We start from the raw sequence: 19792 nt of genomic DNA, 5'->3' as shown, positions 1-19792 counted from the left end.
ATTATGAAGGCTTTTTTTCACGCTGTCAAATCGATTCGTTTTCGTTTCGATCTGAACGCTTCATCATCTCACAGCCACCAGGTCGCCCCAGTCGCTGCCTCGGCCATTCGGGATATCAGGGTTAACCCTAACCTCACCAACTGCCGAGCCCGAAATATTAACACACTTTTTAAATTCGGTGCAACTAGATCTCAAATAATCATCGTCGCGGGAATTTACTGCGTTACCACTTCGGCCCCACCGCCTGATCCCGTCTCAACCGAAACTGCGTTTCGTCTGATTTCGTGTTCAAGCAGCGAAGGAGCGAGACTATAGCACACATTACAAAGGCGTTACGGCAATACCGGCACTTTTTTCTAAAATATCCAAAAAAATTGGGGACAAGAGGCTTAAAAGCCGCTCGCCCCCCTGGGAAAGATAAGTACTAGCTGTGTTTTTTCAGTCGATCACTGAACTGTTTACGGAATTTCGCGACCTTTGGCGCAATCACGAATTGGCAATAGCCCTGCTCAGGGTGCAGCGCAAAATAATTGCGGTGATAGTCCTCTGCCGGCCAGAATGTGGCGGGCTCGCGCAGTTGGGTCACAATGGGCGCATCATAAATATGCTGCGCATCGACTTCGGCAATGACGGCCTGAGCCTGCTGGCGTTGGGCCTCGTTTTGCCAAAAGATGGAGGACTCGTACTGGGGCCCCACGTCATTGCCCTGGCGTCCTGGAGTGGTCGGGTCGTGCGTGGCGAAGAATACCCGCAACAGGTCCGCATAGGACAACACTGAGGGATCGAACTCGACACGGGCGACTTCGACATGGCCGGTGGCTTTGCCGCAGACTTGCTCGTACGATGGATGATCGACATGGCCGCCGCTATAGCCGGGCAGCACGCTGACGACGCCTCGCAAATCCTCGAGAACGGCCTCGACGCACCAGAAGCAGCCTCCGCCCAAGATGGCGACCTCGGTAGCCGGGGAAGATGTGGATTCCGACATGATCATGATTCCTTATTCAATAGGCGTTTCTCTGTCACTGCTGTCTACTATATCTAGATAGCAGATAGGAATGGGCCACCGCTCTATATATTAGATAGAGGGACAGATATGGAGACGGCCCGCCATATATAAAGGTGTAAAGATCGGGTCATTCGGCCATGTCGGCCGGAATTAGTTGGATTTAGCCGGCGCCAGGGACAGCACCCATTCGGCCAAGGTGCGAGCATCCTCTTCGCTGACCTGCGGTTGTGCCGGCATCGGTACGGCCCCCCAGACGCCTCGTCCGCCGGAACGGATTTTCCCTGCCAGGTACTGCACCATGGCGTCGCCCTCGCCCGCCGCGGCATATCGTTCCCCGATACTGCGCAATGGCGGCCCCACCCGTTTGCTGTCGACTTGGTGACACGCCATACAGGCTTTGCTTTGCGCCAAGGCCTCGCCTGTAGATTGATCGGCCGCTTGCGCGCCAGTGGGGGACAGAATGATTGCCCATAGGCCGAAAACAATGGCGGCCGTCCTGCCTGTCGTTACATACATCCGTACTGTCTCAAGTTCGAAAAACGATCAAAATCGCGAAACGGCGACATCCTGGCTCCTGCCCGCCTTCCTGGATTCCGGCGGCCGCCCCGCCCCTAACTGCCGCCCCCTTTCGCACAACTGCGTGGTCACTGGGCCTGAGCTCAAATGTCGAAGCGAATCGTCAGGACTCAAAGGCGTCTGTCACCGCTCCTCGGCTGGCCGTGCTGGCCAATTTGCCGAATTTAGCCAGCACGCCCCGGGTGTAGCGTGGTTTGGGCTGGACCCAGGCGTCTCGGCGCGCCGCCAACTCTTCGTCAGAAATGTTGAGCTGCAGCAGCAACTGATGAGCGTCGATGGTAACTGAATCGTCCTCCTGAATGAGCGCAATCGGCCCGCCGACATAGGCCTCGGGGGCCACATGCCCAACAACCATACCCCAGGTTCCGCCGGAGAAACGGCCATCGGTGATCAAACCCACGGTCTCGCCCAAGCCCTGGCCAACCAATGCCGACGTCGGCGCCAACATTTCGCGCATTCCCGGGCCGCCTTTCGGACCCTCGTAGCGGATGACAACAACGTCGCCGTGCTGGATGCGGCGGTCCATGATGGCGGTCATGGCCTCGTCTTCGGAATCGAAAACGCGGGCAGGCCCGGTAATGACGGGATTTTTCAGGCCAGTGATTTTGGCGACACACCCCTCGGGAGACAAGTTGCCCTTGAGAATGGCCAGATGCCCCTGCGGATACAGAGCGCGGTCTATCGGCCGAATCACATCTTGATCTGAACGGGGCACTGCAGGAACGTCCGCCAAAGATTCTGCAATGGTTTTGCCAGTAATGGTGATGCAATCCCCATGCAGTAAACCCGCGTCCAGCAGCAGCTTCATTACCTGCGGAATTCCGCCTGCACGATGCAAATCGGTGGCGACGTAACGACCGGATGGTTTTAGATCACAAATAACGGGGACACGGCGCCTGATACGCTCGAAGTCATCGATCGTCCAAGGGACTTCGGCCGCATGCGCGATGGCCAGAAAATGCAGGACCGCGTTGGTGGATCCACCCGTCGCCATGATGACGGACACGGCGTTTTCGATGGATTCGCGAGTAATGATGTCACGCGGACGCACACCACGCCGTACGGCATCGACCAGAACCCGGGCCGATTCGGCTGCGGAAACGACTTTTTCGTCGTCTTCGTTGGCCATCGTGCTGGAATACGGCAAGCTCATGCCGAGCGCCTCGAAGGCAGAACTCATCGTGTTGGCGGTGTACATCCCGCCACAGGATCCCGATCCCGGAATCGCGCATTTTTCGATTTGTTTGAAATCTTCCTGGCCCATGCGTCCCATGGTGAACTCGCCCACGGCCTCGAACACCGAGACAATGGTCAGGTCTTTGCCTTGGTAATGGCCGGGCTTGATGGTGCCGCCATAGACATAAATACCCGGGACGTTGGTACGGGCCAGCGCGATCATGCCGCCGGGCATGTTTTTATCGCACCCCCCGATGACGACCACGCCATCCATCCACTGCCCTTGAACCGCCGTTTCAATACAGTCGGCAATCACCTCGCGCGAGACCAGGGAATATTTCATGCCCTCGGTGCCCATGGACATGCCATCGGAGATGGTGGGCGTGCCGAATACTTGCGGATTGGCGCGCGACTCACGGATCGCATCGATGGCGGCATCAGCCAGGCGCTGCAAGCCGCTGTTACAGGGCGTAATGGTGGAGTGGCCATTGGCCACGCCAATCATGGGATTATCAAAATCGGACTCTTGGTAGCCCAGCGCGTAATACATGGCCCGATTGGGCGCACGGGCAACGCCGTGGGTAACGTGGCGTGAACGTTCGTTGTTGGGCATGGTCTGTCTCCATATTGGGCGCTCCTGAACAGGGTCTCGCCCAGCTCGCCTCTGGGCGGGGAACAAGAAAATCAAGGAATCGCGCCGAATAAGTCGAATGTAGCAAGTTCAAGCGCATCCAGGCCCTCGATTTTTCTGGACATGGAAACTTTCTGAACCGACTGATTCGGCATTTCCTTGAGAGTCATTGCATACCGAGCGGCATAACGACACCTGTGCCGGTTATTATCGACCCAATCTTTTATTGCATGGCGGATTATGCTGCACCATCCCGAGTTTGACCCTATTGCCCTGAGCATCGGCCCCGTCGCCATTCATTGGTATGGCCTGATGTATCTCGTCGGATTTGCACTGGTTTATCTGTTGGGCCGTCGACGCCTGACTCGCGGCCATACGCCTGCGCTCAATACGCGCGACCTGGAAGACATTATTTTTTATAGTGTGCTGGGTGTGGTGCTGGGCGGCCGTCTGGGCTATGTGCTGTTTTATAAGCCCGGCTATTACCTGGCCCATCCCCTGGAAATTTTCTACCTATGGGAAGGCGGGATGTCTTTTCACGGCGGGCTGATCGGCGTGATCCTGGTCATGCTGCTGATTGCGCGCAAAAAGAAGGTGTCGTTCTTTACGATCAGTGATTTCATCGCACCGCTGATTCCCCTGGGGCTGGGTGCGGGTCGTCTGGGCAACTTTATCAATGGCGAACTCTGGGGCCGCCCCACTGATGTGCCCTGGGCGATGGTGTTTCCGCAATCGGGCACAGATGTGCCTCGCCACCCTTCGCAGCTTTATGAACTGGGGCTGGAAGGCATCGTGCTATTCGCCCTGCTGTGGTGGTTTTCCAGCAAGCCTCGCCCTCTCGGTCAAGTGAGCGGACTATTTTTGATCGGCTATGGCGCGTTCCGGTTTTTGGTGGAATTCACGCGTGAGCCAGATGATTTTCTGGGCTTGCTCGCCGGAGGCATGAGCATGGGACAATGGTTGTCCCTGCCCATGGTGCTCATTGGCATTGCGATGTTTTTCTTTACTGCAAAGCGACAGTCCCGTTGACGGAAAGCGTCACAGTGACCTGACCAGCCTCGAGCGGCGCGTCGGCATAGCCGGCTGCACTGCTCAGGCTGCTTTTGGCCATCGCACCCATTGGTCTCGGTACCGGGACCGGTGAACCGCCCCCGCTCAATTCGAGTTGCTGCACGCGATAGCTGCTATAGCCGAAAGCCTGGGCCGCGGCCTGTGCTCGCGCCAAAAAGGCATCAGCCGCCTGACCGAGCAGTTTCTTTTCTGCGGCGTCGCGCGCCTCGCGTGACAGCGAGAAACTGATCTGCGAGATGGCGACTTTGTCGGACAGCTTGGAGGCCAATGCCGAGGCAGCGGCAAAGTCCTTGGACTCGAGGACGATTTCCCCGCGAGCGCGCCAGTTCTGGATCTTGCCCTTTTCGTCCGTGTTGGGCCAGACGTTGTAGCCACTGGTATGGACCTGTATGCCCTTTGCGCCCTCGGTACGTTTGACGGTCTCGTCAAGCACCGTACTCAATTGGGTCGTGGCCTTGGTCTGTGAGTCGGCATCGAACTCCGCGGCCAGCGTGATGCGAACGGTGTCCTGCTGTACATCGGCGGAGGCAGATGCCTGCAGGGTCAATTCGGGCACGCGTTCGTCGGGATGGACAGCAGGCGCCGGCGCGCGAGGTGGTGCCGGCGGTTGCTGAGAATGCGCCAACGGCGCGGCCGTCAGGACGAATGCTGCGCAGCAGGCAGTCGCAAGACGATTCAATGAAGGCACGCGAAAGGAGTGCATCATGAAGGACCTGTATGAAAGAGTGGGAAAGAGAGACATCCGGTGCGGGCCTGAGAGAAAATCCAGGCCCGCCGGAATAGATGCCCCGCCTGTGCCGTCTAGGCCGGCATCTCGAACCGTGAGGTTCAAGGTGGTCGCGATCCGTTGAGCTTCGGGTTCGTCTACGGGTAGACAATCACTCCCACTCACCATTCACGCAACCAATATGCCGTAAGACATAGGTTCAGAGAATGTATGGCCAAGTCACGAGCACTGCAGGGACAAACTGAAAAAACATCAAATCATGCGTGATACCGACACGCCGGGGACCGAGGTCCGTACTGCTATCCCTGTTTGGACAATGCCTCGTCAAGCAGAGAATTCATGTGTTCGATTCTACCCTTGAACTCGCCTACCGCCAAACCTCCGAGTGGACCGTCAGGCGCTTTCATGGATAACAACTCGCTAGCAACCTGCAAAGCCGCCATGACGGCAATGCGTTCGTTGCTGGAGACTTTGCCAGAACCCTGGATGCGCAGCATGAGCTGATCAACGTGGCGCACGGCGGCCAACAGCGTGGGTTTTTCTTCGGTGGAGCACGCGAGAGAATAATCGCGCCCCAATATCGTGACATCAATACGTTCCATCAGGGCTGCGCTCCGGAGGATTGGTCTTCGGCGGCAGCGCCAGGCAGGCGCGCCAACACGCTATCGATCCGTTCGCGTGCGGCGTCCGTCGCGACACGCAGGCGTTGCAGATCCGTGTCTTTGGCACTGAGGCTGCCGAGCAATTCCGCCTCACGCGTCTGGGCACGAGATTCGAGCGTTTGCTGCTCGGATATTTGGCGGGCAAGCTGCGCACGCAAATCTATCTCTGACTGGCGCGCCTCGGACAAGAGGTCTTCCACCGCCCCGTCGTGCTCCTGCAATTTGGTCTGCAGCACCAAAATTTCGGCCTGACGCTCATTGCAGCGTTGCTCTAATGCGCGCTGAGCGGCTTCGCTTTGGCCCAGGCTGATACGCAACGCATCACGCTCGGCCTGAAGTTGCCGGGTGCGTTGCACTAATTGCCCGATACGGGCGGCGAGTTGATCTAGATCTTGCAGCATGGGCGCTATCGTAAACCATCCGCGCACTGGCTGGGAGGCCGTACGCAACGTGAGAAAACCAGCAATATTCTGTAGGACTTGCAGTTGACCATGCAAACTGCCTGTACCAAAGAATTCTGACACAGGACTTGCGTTGATCAAGCCTTGATCGATCACAGGCTTTCGCCTGTCTTTCTATTTACTTTCATTTTGCTTTCATTTGGGACCGGTAGTGGCCCAAGGTTACAACTTGGACGCCAGTTTTAGGGAAAACCCCATCTGCATCTGGAACAGCTTGGGTTTGCAGGCCCAGGCCCCTTCGCTACCATGCGCCCTGCTCAAAAGACGCACCTCGATTTCATAACAACGAGCAGCACGACGAGGTGTTCATTTTTCAGAGCATCGTTCATCGAACGACTTGGCTTTAACTCACATGCTGTAAATAGGAGTAGACCATGCAGCTACGCAATCGGCAGGATTTCTGGTCCGGGGTGATGTTCATCGCCATCGGATTGGCAGCCGCTTGGCAATCGACGAGCTATCAAATGGGGACTGCCGCCCGGATGGGGCCGGGGTACTTTCCTTTCGCGCTGGGGCTGGTCCTGGCATTGCTGGGCGCCATCGTGCTGCTCGGCTCGCTGAGCAAGAAAGCAACGGAAACGCATATCGAGAAATTCGACTGGCGCATCACCTTTCTGGTGATCGGATCCGTCGTGTTGTACGCCCTGGTCCTGAAACTGCTGGGTGTCTATATCTCGGTCTTTATTCTGGTCATCGTCAGCAGCCTGGCCAGCCACGAGTTCAACCTGAAAGTCGCCATCGGCAACGGGATTTTCCTGGTGGTGTTCTCGTATCTGGCATTCATCAAAGGGCTGGGGCTGATTTTCCCGCTGTGGCCGTCGTTTCTAGGCATGAACTAAGGAGTCTTCGGCCATGGAATTATTTGATCACTTGATGCTGGGATTCTCGGTGGCGTTCACGCCCGAGAACCTGCTGTACGCTTTGCTGGGTTGTATTCTGGGCACCCTGATCGGGGTGTTGCCTGGGATTGGCCCGGTTCCCACGATCGCGATGCTGCTGCCGATCACCTACGTGCTGCCGCCGGTGGCTGGTCTCATCATGTTGGCCGGTATCTATTACGGTGCGCAGTATGGTGGGTCGACCACGGCTATTCTGGTGGCGCTCCCCGGAGAGACGTCCGCGGTGGTGACGGTGCTCGATGGTCACCAGATGGCGCGTAACGGACGGGCCGGCGCTGCACTGGCAATTGCCGCCATGGGCTCGTTCTTTGCCGGCTGCGTCGCAACGCTGTTGCTGGCCGCTTTTGCGCCCCCGCTGGCCGAAGTCGCCTTTAAATTCGGCCCTGCCGAGTATTTCTCGCTGATGACCCTCGGTCTGGTGGGCGCGGTGGTGCTGGCCTCGGGCTCGTTGCCCAAAGCAATCGCGATGATCATCCTGGGCCTGCTGCTGGGCATGGTGGGTACGGACGTCAACTCGGGGGTCGCCCGCTTTGACTTCGGTATTCCCGAACTGCAAGACGGTATCGACTTTGCCATCGTGGCCATGGGTGTGTTCGGTTTTGCCGAAATCATGACCAACCTGGAACAGAAAGAGAATCGCGTCGACATTACCGACAAGATCGGCTCACTGTATCCGAACAAGCAAGAGTTCAAGGAAGCCGCTCCAGCCGCGGTGCGTGGCACGATTCTGGGCTCGATGCTGGGTATTCTGCCCGGCGGCGGCGCGGTGCTGTCTTCGTTTGCCTCGTACACCCTGGAAAAGAAGATCTCGAAGAACCCCGAGCGCTTTGGTAAAGGCCACCCTGCAGGTCTGGGCGGCCCCGAGTCGGCCAACAACGCCGCAGCGCAGACGTCGTTCATCCCGTTGCTGACCCTGGGTATCCCGGGTAACGCGGTGATGGCGCTGATGGTCGGTGCGATGACCATCCACAACATTCAGCCTGGTCCCCAGGTGATGAGCAGCCACCCGGAATTGTTCTGGGGTCTGATCGCCTCGATGTGGATCGGTAACCTGATGCTGGTGGTGCTGAACCTGCCGCTGATCGGCCTCTGGGTCAAGCTGCTGAAAGTGCCCTATCGCATTCTGTTCCCGGCGATTCTGGTGTTCTGCACGATCGGGGTGTATTCGTTGAACTACAACACGTTCGACATCTTCACCACGGCGATCTTTGGCGTGATCGGCTATGTCTGGTCGAAACTGAAGTGCGAAGGCGCCCCGTTGCTGCTGGGCCTGGTGCTGGGCCCCATGATGGAAGAAAACTTCCGTCGCGCCCTGCTGCTGTCACGCGGTGATTTCATGACGTTCGTGGATCGTCCGCTGTCGGCATCGCTGCTGGCTGTTGCGGCGTTCCTGGTGGTAATCGTGGCGTTGCCATCGATCCGCAAGAAACGTGAAGAGACGTTCGTCGAAGAAGATTAAGTCTTTGAAGGTATCCGCGCCGCCCTGCCTCTATGGATAGATAGGCGATAAGCGGCGCTACCTGAATAGCGTCCCCTAAAGCCAGGCACTGTGAAGTGCCTGGCTTTTTTGTTGCCGGACCGCCCAAGGCAAAAAACGCAGCATGGGTCTTTGCTATGCCGGACCACGCGGAATAATCGTATCTTTTTGAGATAGTCCGTCAAGGAAGCGCGGGGGATATTCGCCGTGCAAAAAGTGTTCCCCTCCGGTATTTGACAGTTTGATTTCGTCGGTTAAACTTCCGCAAAGTTGTCTGATAACCAGGGTGGTTTTCAGAGTACATCGACTAGAAATACAACCCAGAGACATGTTCCAGAAAGTCAATTCTCGTGCGGGGCTGAGCGACGGTGTCGCACAGGCGCTGCTGGAGCAAATCAGCAATGGCAACCTGCCCGCCGGTGCAAAATTGCCGTCCGAGGCGGTGCTGGCAGAGCAATTTGGCATCAGCCGCGCCGTCGTGCGCGAAGCCATGGCGCAATTGAAAAGCCAGGGGGTCGTCGAGTCGCGCCAGGGCAGCGGCGTGTATGTCAGCCCGCATGGCCTGGTCATGCCGCTGCGCATCGATCCCGGCGATGTAGGCTCTTTGAGTGCCGTGTTGCAGTTGTTGGACGTACGACGCGCATTGGAGGCGGAAGCAGCCGAGCAGGCGGCGATAAAACGCACAGCGCGCCAACTGGAAAAAATCGAAAATGCACTGGCTGCGATCTCGCACGAGGTGGCCAAAGGCAACGACGGCGTGTTGGCCGATGTGGCGTTTCACCGGACCATCGCCCAAGCCGCAGGGAATCCGTTTCTGTTGAACACGTTGCGATTCCTGAATCAGTATCTGGAAGCGGCCGTACACATTACGCGCAACAACGAGGCACAAAACGCCGATTTTGCGCGTCAGGTCCACGAAGAACACCAGGCGCTGGTCGATGCGATACGCGCTGGCGATCCAGTCTCTGCACGTCACATGGCGCAAACCCATCTGTACAACGCTGGGCGACGCCTCAAACAAAGTGCGCAGGCAGCAACCAACCTGACAGGGCAACCGGTCCCGAAAGACCGCAAGCTCTCTGCCGGCTCTCCCCGTACGGCGACGCGGCTGAAAGGCGCCAGCAAACAGGCCAATGCGGACACTCCGCGCTCGCACAAGCGCAAGACGAGTCCAGTCAATACCCCGGGGAACGACACCTGACATTCTGCCACCCGCGCCTGGCACATGCAGCTCCGATGCCAGACGCTCGCTGACGTCCGCGCAACCGCTTTCGAGACGTCATGGCATCCCAACGTAATCGAAGGAACGAATCAAAAATGACGAAGAACGTAGGCATAGTTGGATTGGGCGCGATGGGCCTGGGCGTGGCCCGCTCGTTGCTGCGCGCAGGCTTGCACGTCTATGCCAATGACGTACGGCAGCAGGTGTTGGACGGTTTCGCTGCCGAAGGCGGGGTCGCCTGCCAGAGCCTGGCTGAGATGGGCCAACACTGCGATGCCGTTGTCCTGCTGGTGGTCAACGCCGCTCAAACCGAGAGCGTGCTGTTTGGCGCTGACGGCACACAAGGCCTGGCGCATGCAATGAAGCCCGGCTCGGTCGTGATCGCATGCGCCACGGTGGCTCCCGAATTTGCCATTCGTCTGGGCCAGCGTCTGCAAGACATGGGCCTGCACATGCTGGACGCCCCGGTGTCCGGCGGAGCCGCACGGGCCGCAGAGGGAACCATGACGATGATGACCTCTGGCCCGGCAGCCGCCTATGCGGCCTGCGAACATGTGCTGGCAGCCATGGCCGGCAAGGTGTATCGGCTGGGCGACCAGCACGGCCAAGGCTCCAAGGTCAAAATCATCAATCAATTGCTGGCAGGCGTCCATATCGCCGCGTCGGCCGAGGCCATGGCCTTGGGCCTGCGCGAAGGCGTGGATCCTGATGCGTTGTACGAGGTCATCACCCACAGCGCAGGGAACTCGTGGATGTTCGAGAACCGCGTGCCGCACATTCTGAACGGCGATTACACGCCGTTGTCGGCCGTCGATATTTTCGTGAAGGATCTGGGTCTGGTCCTGGATACGGCCCGCGCCAGCAAATTCCCGCTGCCGCTGTCGGCCACAGCGCACCAGATGTTCATGCAGGCCTCCACGGCGGGGCATGGCGGTGAGGACGACTCTGCGGTCATCAAGATTTTCCCGGGTATTGAAATCCCGTCTAAGCGCGACCCCGACACGCATTAAACGCCGTGCCTGCATCAACGATGCAGGCATACCGCCTGTTCAACTTTTTTTCTCTGCTATCCCAGGATCTCCGTCATGACATCTGGTAAGCCTTTGCTGGGCTGCATCGCCGACGATTTTACCGGCGCTACTGATTTGGCCAACATGCTGGTGCGCGAAGGTATGCGCACGATTCAAACCATCGGCGTGCCTGCTGCGCCGGTGCAGGATGTGGACGCCATCGTCGTCGCGTTGAAATCGCGCACTATCGCGCCGCAAGAGGCTGTCGAACAATCGCTGGCCGCTTTGAAGTGGCTGCAAGATCAGGGTTGCACGCAGTTTTTCTTCAAATACTGCTCGACATTCGACTCGACCGACCAAGGCAATATCGGGCCCGTTGCGGACGCATTGCTGCAAGCACTGGGCGCGGACTTTACGATCGCATGCCCCGCGTTCCCCGAGAACGGCCGCACGGTGTACCACGGCCACTTGTTTGTGAACGACACATTGCTTAATGAGTCGGGCATGGAAAACCACCCGTTGACGCCGATGCGCGACGCGAACCTGGTCCGTGTGCTGCAACGTCAGACGCCGTCTAAAGTGGGCCTGATTGACGCGAATACCGTCAAGAAAGGTGCAGATGCCATCAAAGCGAAGATTGCGGCGTTGCGCGAAGCCGGCATACGCATGGCGATTGCCGATGCGATTTCGAATGATGACCTGTACACACTGGGTGCGGGATGCAGCGACCTGACGCTGATTACCGGCGGTTCGGGTGTTGCTCTCGGGTTGCCAGGCAATTTCGTGCGTACCGGCGCGCTGAACGCCACAGGATCCGCGGCCGATCTGCCCGGCATCGAAGGTCGAAGCGTTGTCCTGGCAGGCAGTGCGTCCAAAGCCACCAATGGCCAGGTCGCGCACTGGAAGGCCTCTCACCCGGCGTTCCGCATCGATCCGCTGGCGCTGGCCAAGGGCGACGACGTCGTGGGACAAGCATTGGCGTTTGCGCAGGAACATGCCCCCAAAACCGTGCTGATCTATGCGACGGCTACGCCGGACGAAGTCCGCGCCGTGCAGGCCGAGCTGGGCACGCAGCGCGCGGGAGAATTGGTCGAGCAAGCCTTGGCGACCGTTGCAAGCAAATTAGGCGATCAAGGGGTGACCCACTTTGTGGTCGCCGGTGGCGAGACCTCGGGCGCCGTGGTACAGGCCCTGGACGTACGCGCTCTGCGTATCGGCCCTCAGATCGACCCCGGCGTGCCCGCGACCGTGGCCATCGACGGCAACGGCGGCGCGCAATTGGCGCTGGCCTTGAAGTCGGGCAATTTCGGCACGGTGGATTTTTTTGAGAAAGCCCTGAAAGCGGTGGGAGGATCCCTGTAATGGCCAACGTTATCGACGCCGCGGCCAACGCGGAAAGCACACTGCGTGAGGAAATCTGCCGCATCGGTGCGGCGCTGTTCAATCGTGGCTACACCGTGGGCTCGTCTGGAAACATCAGCGCGCGCCTGCCCGACGGCTGGTTGATCACACCCACCGATGCCTGCCTGGGCATGCTGGATCCTGCTCAATTGAGCAAAGTCGGCCCTGATGGCGTACAAATTTCTGGTGCTCGCGCATCCAAGACATTGGCATTGCACCGCAACGTCTACGCTAACAATGCACAAGCCAATGCAGTCGTTCATACACACTCCACCAATCTGGTGGCCTTGACGCTGGCTGGCGTATGGAAACCCGAAGACGTGGTGCCGCCCATTACGCCGTATTACGTCATGAAAGTGGGCCATGTTCCGCTGATTCCGTATCACCGTCCCGGCGATCCAAAAGTGGCGGAACAGATCGCGGGCCTGGCCAGCAGCGTGCGTGGCGTGCTGCTCGAACGCCTGGGCCCCGTCGTCTGGCACGACTCGGTGTCCAACGCGGCGTTTGCTCTGGAAGAACTCGAAGAAACCGCCAAGCTGTGGCTCATGATGCAACGGCAAGGCACGGCACTGTCCGAGGACGCGATCGATGAATTGCGCCAGACATTCAAGGCGCGCTGGTAGCGCCTGAGGCCGGTTACCACACGGGCCGCGCCATAGCGCGGCTCGTCACCCCTTTTTATAAACAGCAGGAGGAGCACAGTGACTGCTCAAACAGTGACGGACACCGTTGGCGCGGTGTCTAATTCGGAGTCCAACCGCGTCTATTCCAAGATAGCATGGCGCATCATGCCTTTCTTGATGATCTGCTATGTCATCGCCTATCTGGATCGCGTGAACGTCGGTTTTGCCAAGCTGCAAATGTCCATCGATCTGGGTTTCTCGGAAACCGTGTTCGGATTGGGTGCGGGCTTGTTCTTTATCGGGTACTTCTTTTTCGAAGTGCCGTCCAACCTGCTGATGAATCGTGTCGGCGCACGTATCTGGATCGCGCGCATCATGATCACGTGGGGCATTTTGTCGGGCTGCTTCTTTTTTGTGTCTACGCCCACGCAGTTCTATGTATTGCGCTTTCTATTGGGCGCAGCTGAGGCAGGCTTTTATCCCGGCGTGATCCTGTATCTGACGTACTGGTTCCCTGGACATCGCCGCGCCAAAATGATCGCAGTGTTCATGGCGGCCATTCCATTGTCAGGGATTTTCGGCGGGCCATTGTCCGGCTACCTGATGCAGAATTTCAATGGCTATATGGGCCATGGCGGCTGGCAGTGGATGTTCGTCATCGAAGCCCTGCCCGCCTTGGTCCTGGGTATCGTGACGCTGCTCTATCTGGATAACGACGTGCGTTCGGCCAAATGGCTGACCGACGAAGAAAAGGCGGTCGTCGCCCGCGACATCGAGGCAGAGGCCAAATCGAAGCACAAGACCAGCCCCGGCACCACCAAAGCGGTATTCGCCGATCTGCGAGTGTGGTGGATGTGCCTGATCTATTTCTGCTTTGTGATGGGTCAATACGGCCTGACATTCTGGATGCCGTCGCTGGTGAAATCCACGGGGGTACAAGGCGCGTTCAATATCGGCCTGATCAGTGCCATTCCCTTTGTTGTGGCCGCGATCTCGATGATACTGATCGGCCGCAACGCCGACCGCATGCGTGAGCGTCGTTGGCACCTGATCATTCCGGCGACCTTTGGAGCGATCGGATTTGCAGTCTCTGCCGCTTATGCCGACAACACGGTGCTGGCAATGCTGGCCCTGTCCATTGCAGCGGGCGGCGCGCTGACGTGCTCGCCCTTGTTCTGGTCGCTGCCTACTGCATTCCTGTCCGGCACCGGTGCGGTCGCAGGGATTGCAGTCATCAACTCGGTGGGCAACCTGGCCGGCTTTGTCAGCCCCTACGCTATTGGCCTGTTGAATGACGCCACGAAGAGCTCGGCAGCCGGCATGTATATGTTGACTGCCATGCTGCTGCTCGGCGCTGTCGCCGTGTTCTTGACCAACAAGAACGAGGTGAACCGCTAAACACCATCTGGGCGCGCCGCTATCGGCTGCGCCCAGTTTGTATGCACTTCCCGGAGCTACCATAATGCCATTGAAATTTGCCGCCAATCTCAGCTTCCTATACCAAGACCTGCCCTTCCTGGATCGCATCGCAGCGGCTGCGAAAGACGGTTTTGAAGGCGTGGAATATCTATTCCCCTACGACTTTCCCGCGGCCGAGATCAAGCAGCGTCTGGTCGACAACGGCATCGAACAGGCGTTGTTCAATGCACCTCCGGGCGACTGGGCGGGCGGTGAACGCGGCATTGCATCGCTGCCGGGACGCGAGCAGGAATTCAAGGGCGCGATCTCGCGCGCGATCGAATACGCCGGTGTGCTGGGCAATCAGCGCGTCCACATCATGGCAGGCCTGATGCCGGCGGACGCGAACCGCGCAGAACGCCTGGACCTGTACACCCGCAATGTGGCCTGGGCCGCAGAGCAAGCCAAGGCCGCAGGCCTGACTATCGTGCTCGAACCCATCAACCAGCGCGATATGCCCGGCTATCTGCTGAGCTATCAAGAGGATGCGCTGGACGTCGTACGCGCCACCGGCGCCGACAACGTGAAAGTGCAGTTCGACTGCTATCACGCCCAGATCATGGAAGGCGATGTGGTCATGAAACTGCGCGCGATGTTTGATCAAATCGGGCACATCCAGATTGCCAGCGTGCCCAGCCGCAACGAGCCCGATGGCGAAGAACTGAATTACCCCTTTATTTTCCAGACCCTGGACCAATTGGGTTACCAGGGCTGGGTGGGATGCGAATACAAACCCCGTGCGGCAACGAGCGACGGCCTGGCCTGGCTGCGTACGTACCGTGCCAACTCGGAAACCAACAAATGAGTAAAGTACTGATTACCGGCGGCGCCGGTTTCCTGGGCAAACGCCTGGCCAAGAAATTGCTGGAACGCGGCGAACTGAAAGGCGCCAGCGGCCAGCCCGAAAAAATCGAGCAGATCATCCTGCTGGATATGGTGGCCCCCACCGACCTGGATGACCCTCGCATCAAGGTCGTAACGGGTGACATCGCGGATGCAGCCCTGCTGCGTCAGGTCATCGACACCAGTGTGACCTCGGTGTTCCACCTGGCGGCCGTGGTCAGCGGCGCTGCAGAGGCCGATTTCGATCTGGGCATGCGCATCAATCTGGATGCCACGCGCGAGCTGCTGGAGTTGTGCCGCAAGCTGGGCCACAAGCCTCGTTTCGTGTTCACCAGTTCGGTCGCCGTGTTCGGTGGCAAGCTGCCTGCGATCGTGCAGGACGACACCGCGCCCACGCCGATGAGCTCGTACGGTGCGCAAAAGGTCTCTGGCGAATTGATGGTGTCTGATTACAGCCGCAAAGGCTTTATCGACGGCCGCACCCTGCGTATGCCGACGATCAGCGTGCGCCCGGGCAAACCCAACGCCGCTGCCTCGAGCTTTGCGAGCGGCATCGTGCGCGAACCCTTGAACGGCGAAAGCGCTGTCGCTCCCGTCTCGCCCGAAACCAAGATGTGGCTGATGTCGCCGCGCTATGCGATCGACAACCTCATCCATGGTCATGAACTGGATGGCGATGCGGTCGGTTTCCCCCGTACCATCAGCCTGCCCGGCCTGTCGGTTAGCGTGAAAGCCATGGTGGATGCCTTGCGCGAAGTCGCTGGCGACCAGGTCGCAGACCTGGTGAAGTGGGAGCCCAACGAGGCCGTCAAAAAGATCGTCGAATCCTGGCCCGGCGAATTCGCCGCCACGCGTGCCAAGTCGCTGGGTTTTCAGGCCGACAGCAACTATGCCGACGTGATCCGGGCCTATCAAGAAGACGATATGCCCAAGTAAACGACGCAATGTGCCGCCGTTTCGGCGGTCATACACGGGAAAGCCCTCAGTTGATCTACCGTCTGAGGGCTTTTTTTCGTCCTCAGGTACCGAGTCGCGCACGGATTGCGGTAACGTTCAGGTTTTAGGTTTTGACACGAACAACCCGGAGATCTGGTATGGCATCCATCGGTTCCAGGGACTACGACAAAGTCGTACCCCAGAAAGTCGCATTTCTTGGTTTGGGCGTCATGGGCTTTCCCATGGCTGGCCACCTGGCAAAAGCCGGCCATCAAGTGACGGTATACAACCGCACCGAAGCCAAGGCCAAAGCCTGGGCACAGGAGTTCGGCGGCAACAGCGCGCCCACCCCGCGCGAAGCCGTCGCTGGCGCACAAATCGTTTTCGCCTGCGTGGGCAACGACGACGACCTGCGCAGCGTGGTGCTGGGTGACGATGGCGCCTTTGCCGGCATGGCGACGGGTGCGACTTTCGTTGATCACACCACGGCATCGGCAGATGTCGCTCGCGAACTGTACGGGCAAGCTCGCGAACTGGGCCTGCAGTTTGTGGATGGTCCGGTGTCCGGCGGCCAGGCCGGAGCCGTCAACGGTGCGTTGACCATTATGTGCGGCGGCGATCAAGCTGCCTTCGACGTCATCAAACCCGTCGCACAAGCCTACGGCCGTGCTGTCACACTCGTCGGCGCGCCCGGCGCCGGTCAACTGGCCAAAATGGTGAACCAGGTCTGCATCGCCGGGATCGTCCAGGGGTTGTCGGAAGCCATTGCGTTCGGCCAGGCAGCGAATCTGGACATGAAACTCGTGCTGGATGTCATCAGCAAAGGCGCGGCGCAAAGCTGGCAGATGGAAAACCGTGGCGGCACGATGGTAGACGACAAATTCGATTTCGGCTTTGCCGTGGATTGGATGCGCAAGGATCTCGGATTGGTGCTGGCCGAAGCCCGCAACAACGGCGCCCGCTTGCCGTTGACGGCACTGGTGGATCAATTCTACGGCGATGTACAGCGCGCCGGAGGCGGCCGCTGGGATACATCCAGCCTGATCACGCGTCTGCGAGATTAACGATCGCTCAACTCTGAAACTGCCGTCATGCAAGACTTGAACGACCTGTACTTTTTTTCTCAGGTGGTGGAACACGGCGGTTTCAGCGCCGCGGCGCGCGCCCTGGATATCCCGAAATCGCGCCTGTCGCGGCGCATCGCCCATTTGGAAGAAGCATTGGGTGTACGCCTGTTGCAACGGACGACCCGCCGGCTGCGGCTGACATTGGCAGGCGAACGCTATCTGCATTATTGCCGCGAAATGACGGCGTCAGCCCGGGCTGCAGAAGAGGCTATGCGTCAACTGCAATCGCAACCCTGCGGACCCGTCATCATCAGTTGCCCCATCTCCATTGCACAGCAAATGTTGGCGCAGCTGCTGCCGGAGTTTCTGGATACCTGGCCGTCGGTGTCCGTACAGGTGCTGGCCACCAATCGCCGCGTCGATCTGATTCGAGAGGGCGTCGATCTCGCGTTACGCGTGCGTACGCGTCTGGATACCGACGCTGAATTAGTCGTCAAACATCTAGGTGAAGACAGCAGCACCATGGTCGCGAGCCCGGCGTATTTGCAGCGCTATGGCACGCCGGAAACACCGCAGGATTTATCCGCCCATGCGACCCTGAGCTTTGATGATCCCAAGACTGAGGTGCGCTGGCGGCTGCGCAACGCTGCGGACGACGAAGTCGAGGTGTCCGTGCAGCCCCGGCTGTGCTGCAACGACTTCATTGTGCTGACTGAAGCAGCCATCCGAGGCCGTGGGATCGCCCTGCTCCCCAGCGTGGCGACCTATGACGCATTGCGACAAGGCCAATTGGTACAAGTATTACCCGAATGGCGCACGCCTACGGGCATCGTGCACTGCATCTATCCGTCGCGCCGAGGCATGTCGCCGGCAGTACGAGCCCTGCTGAACTTTATTTCGGAACGGCTGCCCGGGGTATATGCGCGGACGATAAATACCGAAGAGCTGAGCGCCTAGTCCTTGGCGGTTCCCGGCGCGGTGTGCTTGGCCGTCGCCAACGGCAGCCACAGCACAGCCGCCAACCCGACTCCGCCCCGAGTATTGGGCTCGCCATCGCGCAGCGTGATGTCGCCCGCGTTGCGGCGCGCGTAGGCTCGGGCAATGGACAATCCCAAACCAGACCCCGACGAAACCGAAGCGCGTCCGGAACTCAGTCGATCAAAACGGGCAAATGCACGATGGCGTGATGCCACATCAATGCCCGGACCGTTGTCAGATACCGAGACCTCCGCCCGATCACCGACCAAGGCTGTCGATACGGTGATCCGCGCACCCGCCGGAGCATAATGGATGGCGTTGTGCAGGAGATTCGACAACGCCTCATGCAGCTCGGCCTCGCTGCCGAATACAGGCAAAACGGGCATTACCAAGGCGCTCTCGTCGCTGTCTCGCGGCGCGTCCTCCCTTGCGACGACGTCCGGCGCGTCCATGATTCCCGCTGCACGCAATGCCTGGGCGTTGCGAATCGATGCCTCAGTGGCCTCGGCTGCCACCCAGCCCAGATCCTGCCCTTTCTCATGTGATAGCGGCAGATATTGCAAAACGACATCTCGCGCCACGTCGTTCAGATCCAATAACTGACGCGGTGTCGAATCGCCCTGACTGGCATGCGCCAACGACAATAGCTGCTCGGTCAGACGCCGCGTCCGTCCCAATTGATCCACAATCGCGCGCAAGCCTTCCTGGGCGCGTTTGGGATCAGGCTCTCGCAACGCATACTGCGCCTGTGTCAGGATGATTGCCATTGGCGTACGCAACTGGTGCGAAGCATCGGCCAGGAACTGGGCCTGCTCATCCAATACCCGCCTGTACCGTTCGATGTGATAATTCACCGCCTCGACCAGAGGGATCACCTCGCTGGGAACCCGCGACGCGTCCAACGGCGTCATATCTTCTGGCGAACGGGCACGGATGTCGTTGCGTAACCGGGTCAACGGCCGTAATGACCAGGCCACCCCCCACCACACCAGAATGGCCACCAGCGCCAACATACGCGCATCGCGCAACAACTCCTGGCGCCGGGCGGCCTCCTCGGCTTGCAATCGTCGGCCGATGCTTTCGGCCACCAGCACCAGCACCTGACGATGCTGGCCCCGGTAATACAAATCGCGCAGCACGGCTACCACGCGAACCGGATCATCACGATAGATACTGTTGAAAAACATTGGCTCTCCGCGAGTAGAGGGCCAAGCAGGAGGGCGGGGCAATTCTGGCATACCGGCCAACGTTCGCCCCGAAGGGGGCACGACGTTGGCTCCTTCCGGAAGCGGGGGGACGATTTCCTCGATGCGAAAGTATTTCCGCAGCCCGGCCTTGGACTCGAGGATCACCTGCGCATACACCGGCGTGGTCACCACCAGTTGTCCAGCGTCGGTAAATTCAATACTGCTTTCCAGCACCCGCGCAGGTTCTAGCAGCGCGCTGTCGTAAGCCTCATTGGTGATCGCAGACAGGGTCCGATAGTCGTTCCAGCTGTCGATGACCAGCAACAGGATCACCCCTGGCAGCAACAGGGTGATCAACAACGTGCGAATGCCGATCAG

General features: G+C 59.0%; 19 protein-coding genes and 1 other RNA gene. 12 read left to right on the top strand and 8 right to left on the bottom strand.

Annotated elements, in window-relative coordinates; genetic code table 11:
• Positions 1-424 precede the first annotated feature (424 nt).
• The 3 genes from msrA to ilvD form a co-directional block, all read right to left on the bottom strand.
• A complete protein-coding gene (msrA, locus tag ACYVIT_RS24645; protein ID WP_415808838.1) occupies positions 425-988 on the bottom strand; it encodes a peptide-methionine (S)-S-oxide reductase MsrA in 564 nt (187 codons plus the stop codon).
• 171 nt (positions 989-1159) lie between these two features.
• Positions 1160-1525, bottom strand: a complete 366-nt coding sequence (locus tag ACYVIT_RS24640; protein ID WP_415808839.1) for a c-type cytochrome — start codon at positions 1523-1525, stop codon at positions 1160-1162.
• A 163-nt stretch (positions 1526-1688) separates the two neighbouring features.
• Positions 1689-3374, bottom strand: coding sequence for a dihydroxy-acid dehydratase (gene ilvD / locus ACYVIT_RS24635; RefSeq protein WP_415808840.1), 1686 nt, complete (start codon positions 3372-3374; stop codon positions 1689-1691).
• Positions 3375-3632: 258 nt separating this feature from the next.
• Here ilvD and lgt point away from each other — a divergent pair, with 258 nt between their 5' ends.
• Positions 3633-4421, top strand: a complete 789-nt coding sequence (gene lgt / locus ACYVIT_RS24630) for a prolipoprotein diacylglyceryl transferase (RefSeq protein WP_415808841.1) — start codon at positions 3633-3635, stop codon at positions 4419-4421.
• Here the strand turns inward: lgt and ACYVIT_RS24625 are convergent.
• The 4 genes from ACYVIT_RS24625 to ACYVIT_RS24610 form a co-directional block, all read right to left on the bottom strand.
• Positions 4396-5166, bottom strand: a complete 771-nt coding sequence (locus tag ACYVIT_RS24625) for an SIMPL domain-containing protein (RefSeq protein WP_415808862.1) — start codon at positions 5164-5166, stop codon at positions 4396-4398. The genes lgt and ACYVIT_RS24625 overlap by 26 nt on opposite strands.
• Before the next feature lie 78 nt (positions 5167-5244).
• Positions 5245-5430, bottom strand: a non-coding RNA gene (gene ssrS / locus ACYVIT_RS24620) — 6S RNA.
• Positions 5431-5489: 59 nt separating this feature from the next.
• Positions 5490-5792, bottom strand: a complete 303-nt coding sequence (locus ACYVIT_RS24615; RefSeq protein WP_415808842.1) for a cell division protein ZapA — start codon at positions 5790-5792, stop codon at positions 5490-5492.
• Complete coding sequence (locus ACYVIT_RS24610) at positions 5792-6253, bottom strand: hypothetical protein (RefSeq protein WP_415808843.1); 462 nt, start codon at positions 6251-6253, stop codon at positions 5792-5794. The genes ACYVIT_RS24615 and ACYVIT_RS24610 overlap by 1 nt, the downstream gene beginning before the upstream one ends.
• A gap of 434 nt (positions 6254-6687) precedes the next feature.
• On the opposite strand from ACYVIT_RS24610, the gene ACYVIT_RS24605 reads away from it, so the two are divergent.
• From ACYVIT_RS24605 to ACYVIT_RS24555, 11 genes are all read left to right on the top strand, one after another.
• On the top strand, positions 6688-7152 hold the full coding sequence (locus ACYVIT_RS24605) for a tripartite tricarboxylate transporter TctB family protein (protein WP_415808844.1): 465 nt from the start codon (positions 6688-6690) through the stop codon (positions 7150-7152).
• A gap of 13 nt (positions 7153-7165) precedes the next feature.
• Complete coding sequence (locus ACYVIT_RS24600; RefSeq protein WP_415808845.1) at positions 7166-8671, top strand: tripartite tricarboxylate transporter permease; 1506 nt, start codon at positions 7166-7168, stop codon at positions 8669-8671.
• A gap of 346 nt (positions 8672-9017) precedes the next feature.
• Complete coding sequence (locus ACYVIT_RS24595; protein ID WP_415808846.1) at positions 9018-9890, top strand: FadR/GntR family transcriptional regulator; 873 nt, start codon at positions 9018-9020, stop codon at positions 9888-9890.
• Positions 9891-9970: 80 nt separating this feature from the next.
• Entirely contained in the window at positions 9971-10921 is a 951-nt protein-coding gene (gene ltnD / locus ACYVIT_RS24590) for an L-threonate dehydrogenase (protein WP_415808847.1), read from the top strand.
• Between the two features lie 75 nt (positions 10922-10996).
• On the top strand, positions 10997-12283 hold the full coding sequence (gene otnK / locus ACYVIT_RS24585) for a 3-oxo-tetronate kinase (RefSeq protein WP_415808848.1): 1287 nt from the start codon (positions 10997-10999) through the stop codon (positions 12281-12283).
• Entirely contained in the window at positions 12283-12945 is a 663-nt protein-coding gene (gene otnC, locus ACYVIT_RS24580; RefSeq protein ID WP_415808849.1) for a 3-oxo-tetronate 4-phosphate decarboxylase, read from the top strand. The genes otnK and otnC overlap by 1 nt, the downstream gene beginning before the upstream one ends.
• Positions 12946-13023: 78 nt before the next feature.
• Positions 13024-14343, top strand: coding sequence for an MFS transporter (locus ACYVIT_RS24575; protein WP_415808850.1), 1320 nt, complete (start codon positions 13024-13026; stop codon positions 14341-14343).
• Between the two features lie 64 nt (positions 14344-14407).
• On the top strand, positions 14408-15208 hold the full coding sequence (gene otnI / locus ACYVIT_RS24570) for a 2-oxo-tetronate isomerase (protein WP_415808851.1): 801 nt from the start codon (positions 14408-14410) through the stop codon (positions 15206-15208).
• Entirely contained in the window at positions 15205-16182 is a 978-nt protein-coding gene (gene denD / locus ACYVIT_RS24565) for a D-erythronate dehydrogenase (protein ID WP_415808852.1), read from the top strand. Before otnI ends, denD begins: the two co-directional genes overlap by 4 nt.
• A gap of 158 nt (positions 16183-16340) precedes the next feature.
• Complete coding sequence (locus ACYVIT_RS24560) at positions 16341-17246, top strand: NAD(P)-dependent oxidoreductase (RefSeq protein WP_415808853.1); 906 nt, start codon at positions 16341-16343, stop codon at positions 17244-17246.
• 27 nt (positions 17247-17273) lie between these two features.
• Complete coding sequence (locus ACYVIT_RS24555; RefSeq protein WP_415808854.1) at positions 17274-18206, top strand: LysR family transcriptional regulator; 933 nt, start codon at positions 17274-17276, stop codon at positions 18204-18206.
• Here the strand turns inward: ACYVIT_RS24555 and ACYVIT_RS24550 are convergent.
• On the bottom strand, positions 18203-19789 hold the full coding sequence (locus ACYVIT_RS24550; protein ID WP_415808863.1) for a sensor histidine kinase: 1587 nt from the start codon (positions 19787-19789) through the stop codon (positions 18203-18205). The genes ACYVIT_RS24555 and ACYVIT_RS24550 overlap by 4 nt on opposite strands.
• Positions 19790-19792: the final 3 nt, after the last annotated feature.

It is taken from the genome of Bordetella muralis, from assembly GCF_054781015.1.
This window is presented reverse-complemented; position numbering and strand designations above follow the sequence as displayed.

Excerpts from the sequence above, each read along its gene's own strand:
- msrA (WP_415808838.1), bottom strand. The coding sequence starts at position 988 with ATGTCGGAATCCACATCTTCCCCGGCTACCGAGGTCGCCATCTTGGGC.
- ACYVIT_RS24640 (WP_415808839.1), bottom strand. The coding sequence starts at position 1,525 with ATGTATGTAACGACAGGCAGGACGGCCGCCATTGTTTTCGGCCTATGG.
- ilvD (WP_415808840.1), bottom strand. The coding sequence starts at position 3,374 with ATGCCCAACAACGAACGTTCACGCCACGTTACCCACGGCGTTGCCCGT.
- lgt (WP_415808841.1), top strand. The coding sequence starts at position 3,633 with ATGCTGCACCATCCCGAGTTTGACCCTATTGCCCTGAGCATCGGCCCC.
- ACYVIT_RS24625 (WP_415808862.1), bottom strand. The coding sequence starts at position 5,166 with ATGCACTCCTTTCGCGTGCCTTCATTGAATCGTCTTGCGACTGCCTGC.
- ACYVIT_RS24615 (WP_415808842.1), bottom strand. The coding sequence starts at position 5,792 with ATGGAACGTATTGATGTCACGATATTGGGGCGCGATTATTCTCTCGCG.
- ACYVIT_RS24610 (WP_415808843.1), bottom strand. The coding sequence starts at position 6,253 with ATGCTGCAAGATCTAGATCAACTCGCCGCCCGTATCGGGCAATTAGTG.
- ACYVIT_RS24605 (WP_415808844.1), top strand. The coding sequence starts at position 6,688 with ATGCAGCTACGCAATCGGCAGGATTTCTGGTCCGGGGTGATGTTCATC.
- ACYVIT_RS24600 (WP_415808845.1), top strand. The coding sequence starts at position 7,166 with ATGGAATTATTTGATCACTTGATGCTGGGATTCTCGGTGGCGTTCACG.
- ACYVIT_RS24595 (WP_415808846.1), top strand. The coding sequence starts at position 9,018 with ATGTTCCAGAAAGTCAATTCTCGTGCGGGGCTGAGCGACGGTGTCGCA.
- ltnD (WP_415808847.1), top strand. The coding sequence starts at position 9,971 with ATGGCATCCCAACGTAATCGAAGGAACGAATCAAAAATGACGAAGAAC.
- otnK (WP_415808848.1), top strand. The coding sequence starts at position 10,997 with ATGACATCTGGTAAGCCTTTGCTGGGCTGCATCGCCGACGATTTTACC.
- otnC (WP_415808849.1), top strand. The coding sequence starts at position 12,283 with ATGGCCAACGTTATCGACGCCGCGGCCAACGCGGAAAGCACACTGCGT.
- otnI (WP_415808851.1), top strand. The coding sequence starts at position 14,408 with ATGCCATTGAAATTTGCCGCCAATCTCAGCTTCCTATACCAAGACCTG.
- denD (WP_415808852.1), top strand. The coding sequence starts at position 15,205 with ATGAGTAAAGTACTGATTACCGGCGGCGCCGGTTTCCTGGGCAAACGC.
- ACYVIT_RS24560 (WP_415808853.1), top strand. The coding sequence starts at position 16,341 with ATGGCATCCATCGGTTCCAGGGACTACGACAAAGTCGTACCCCAGAAA.
- ACYVIT_RS24555 (WP_415808854.1), top strand. The coding sequence starts at position 17,274 with ATGCAAGACTTGAACGACCTGTACTTTTTTTCTCAGGTGGTGGAACAC.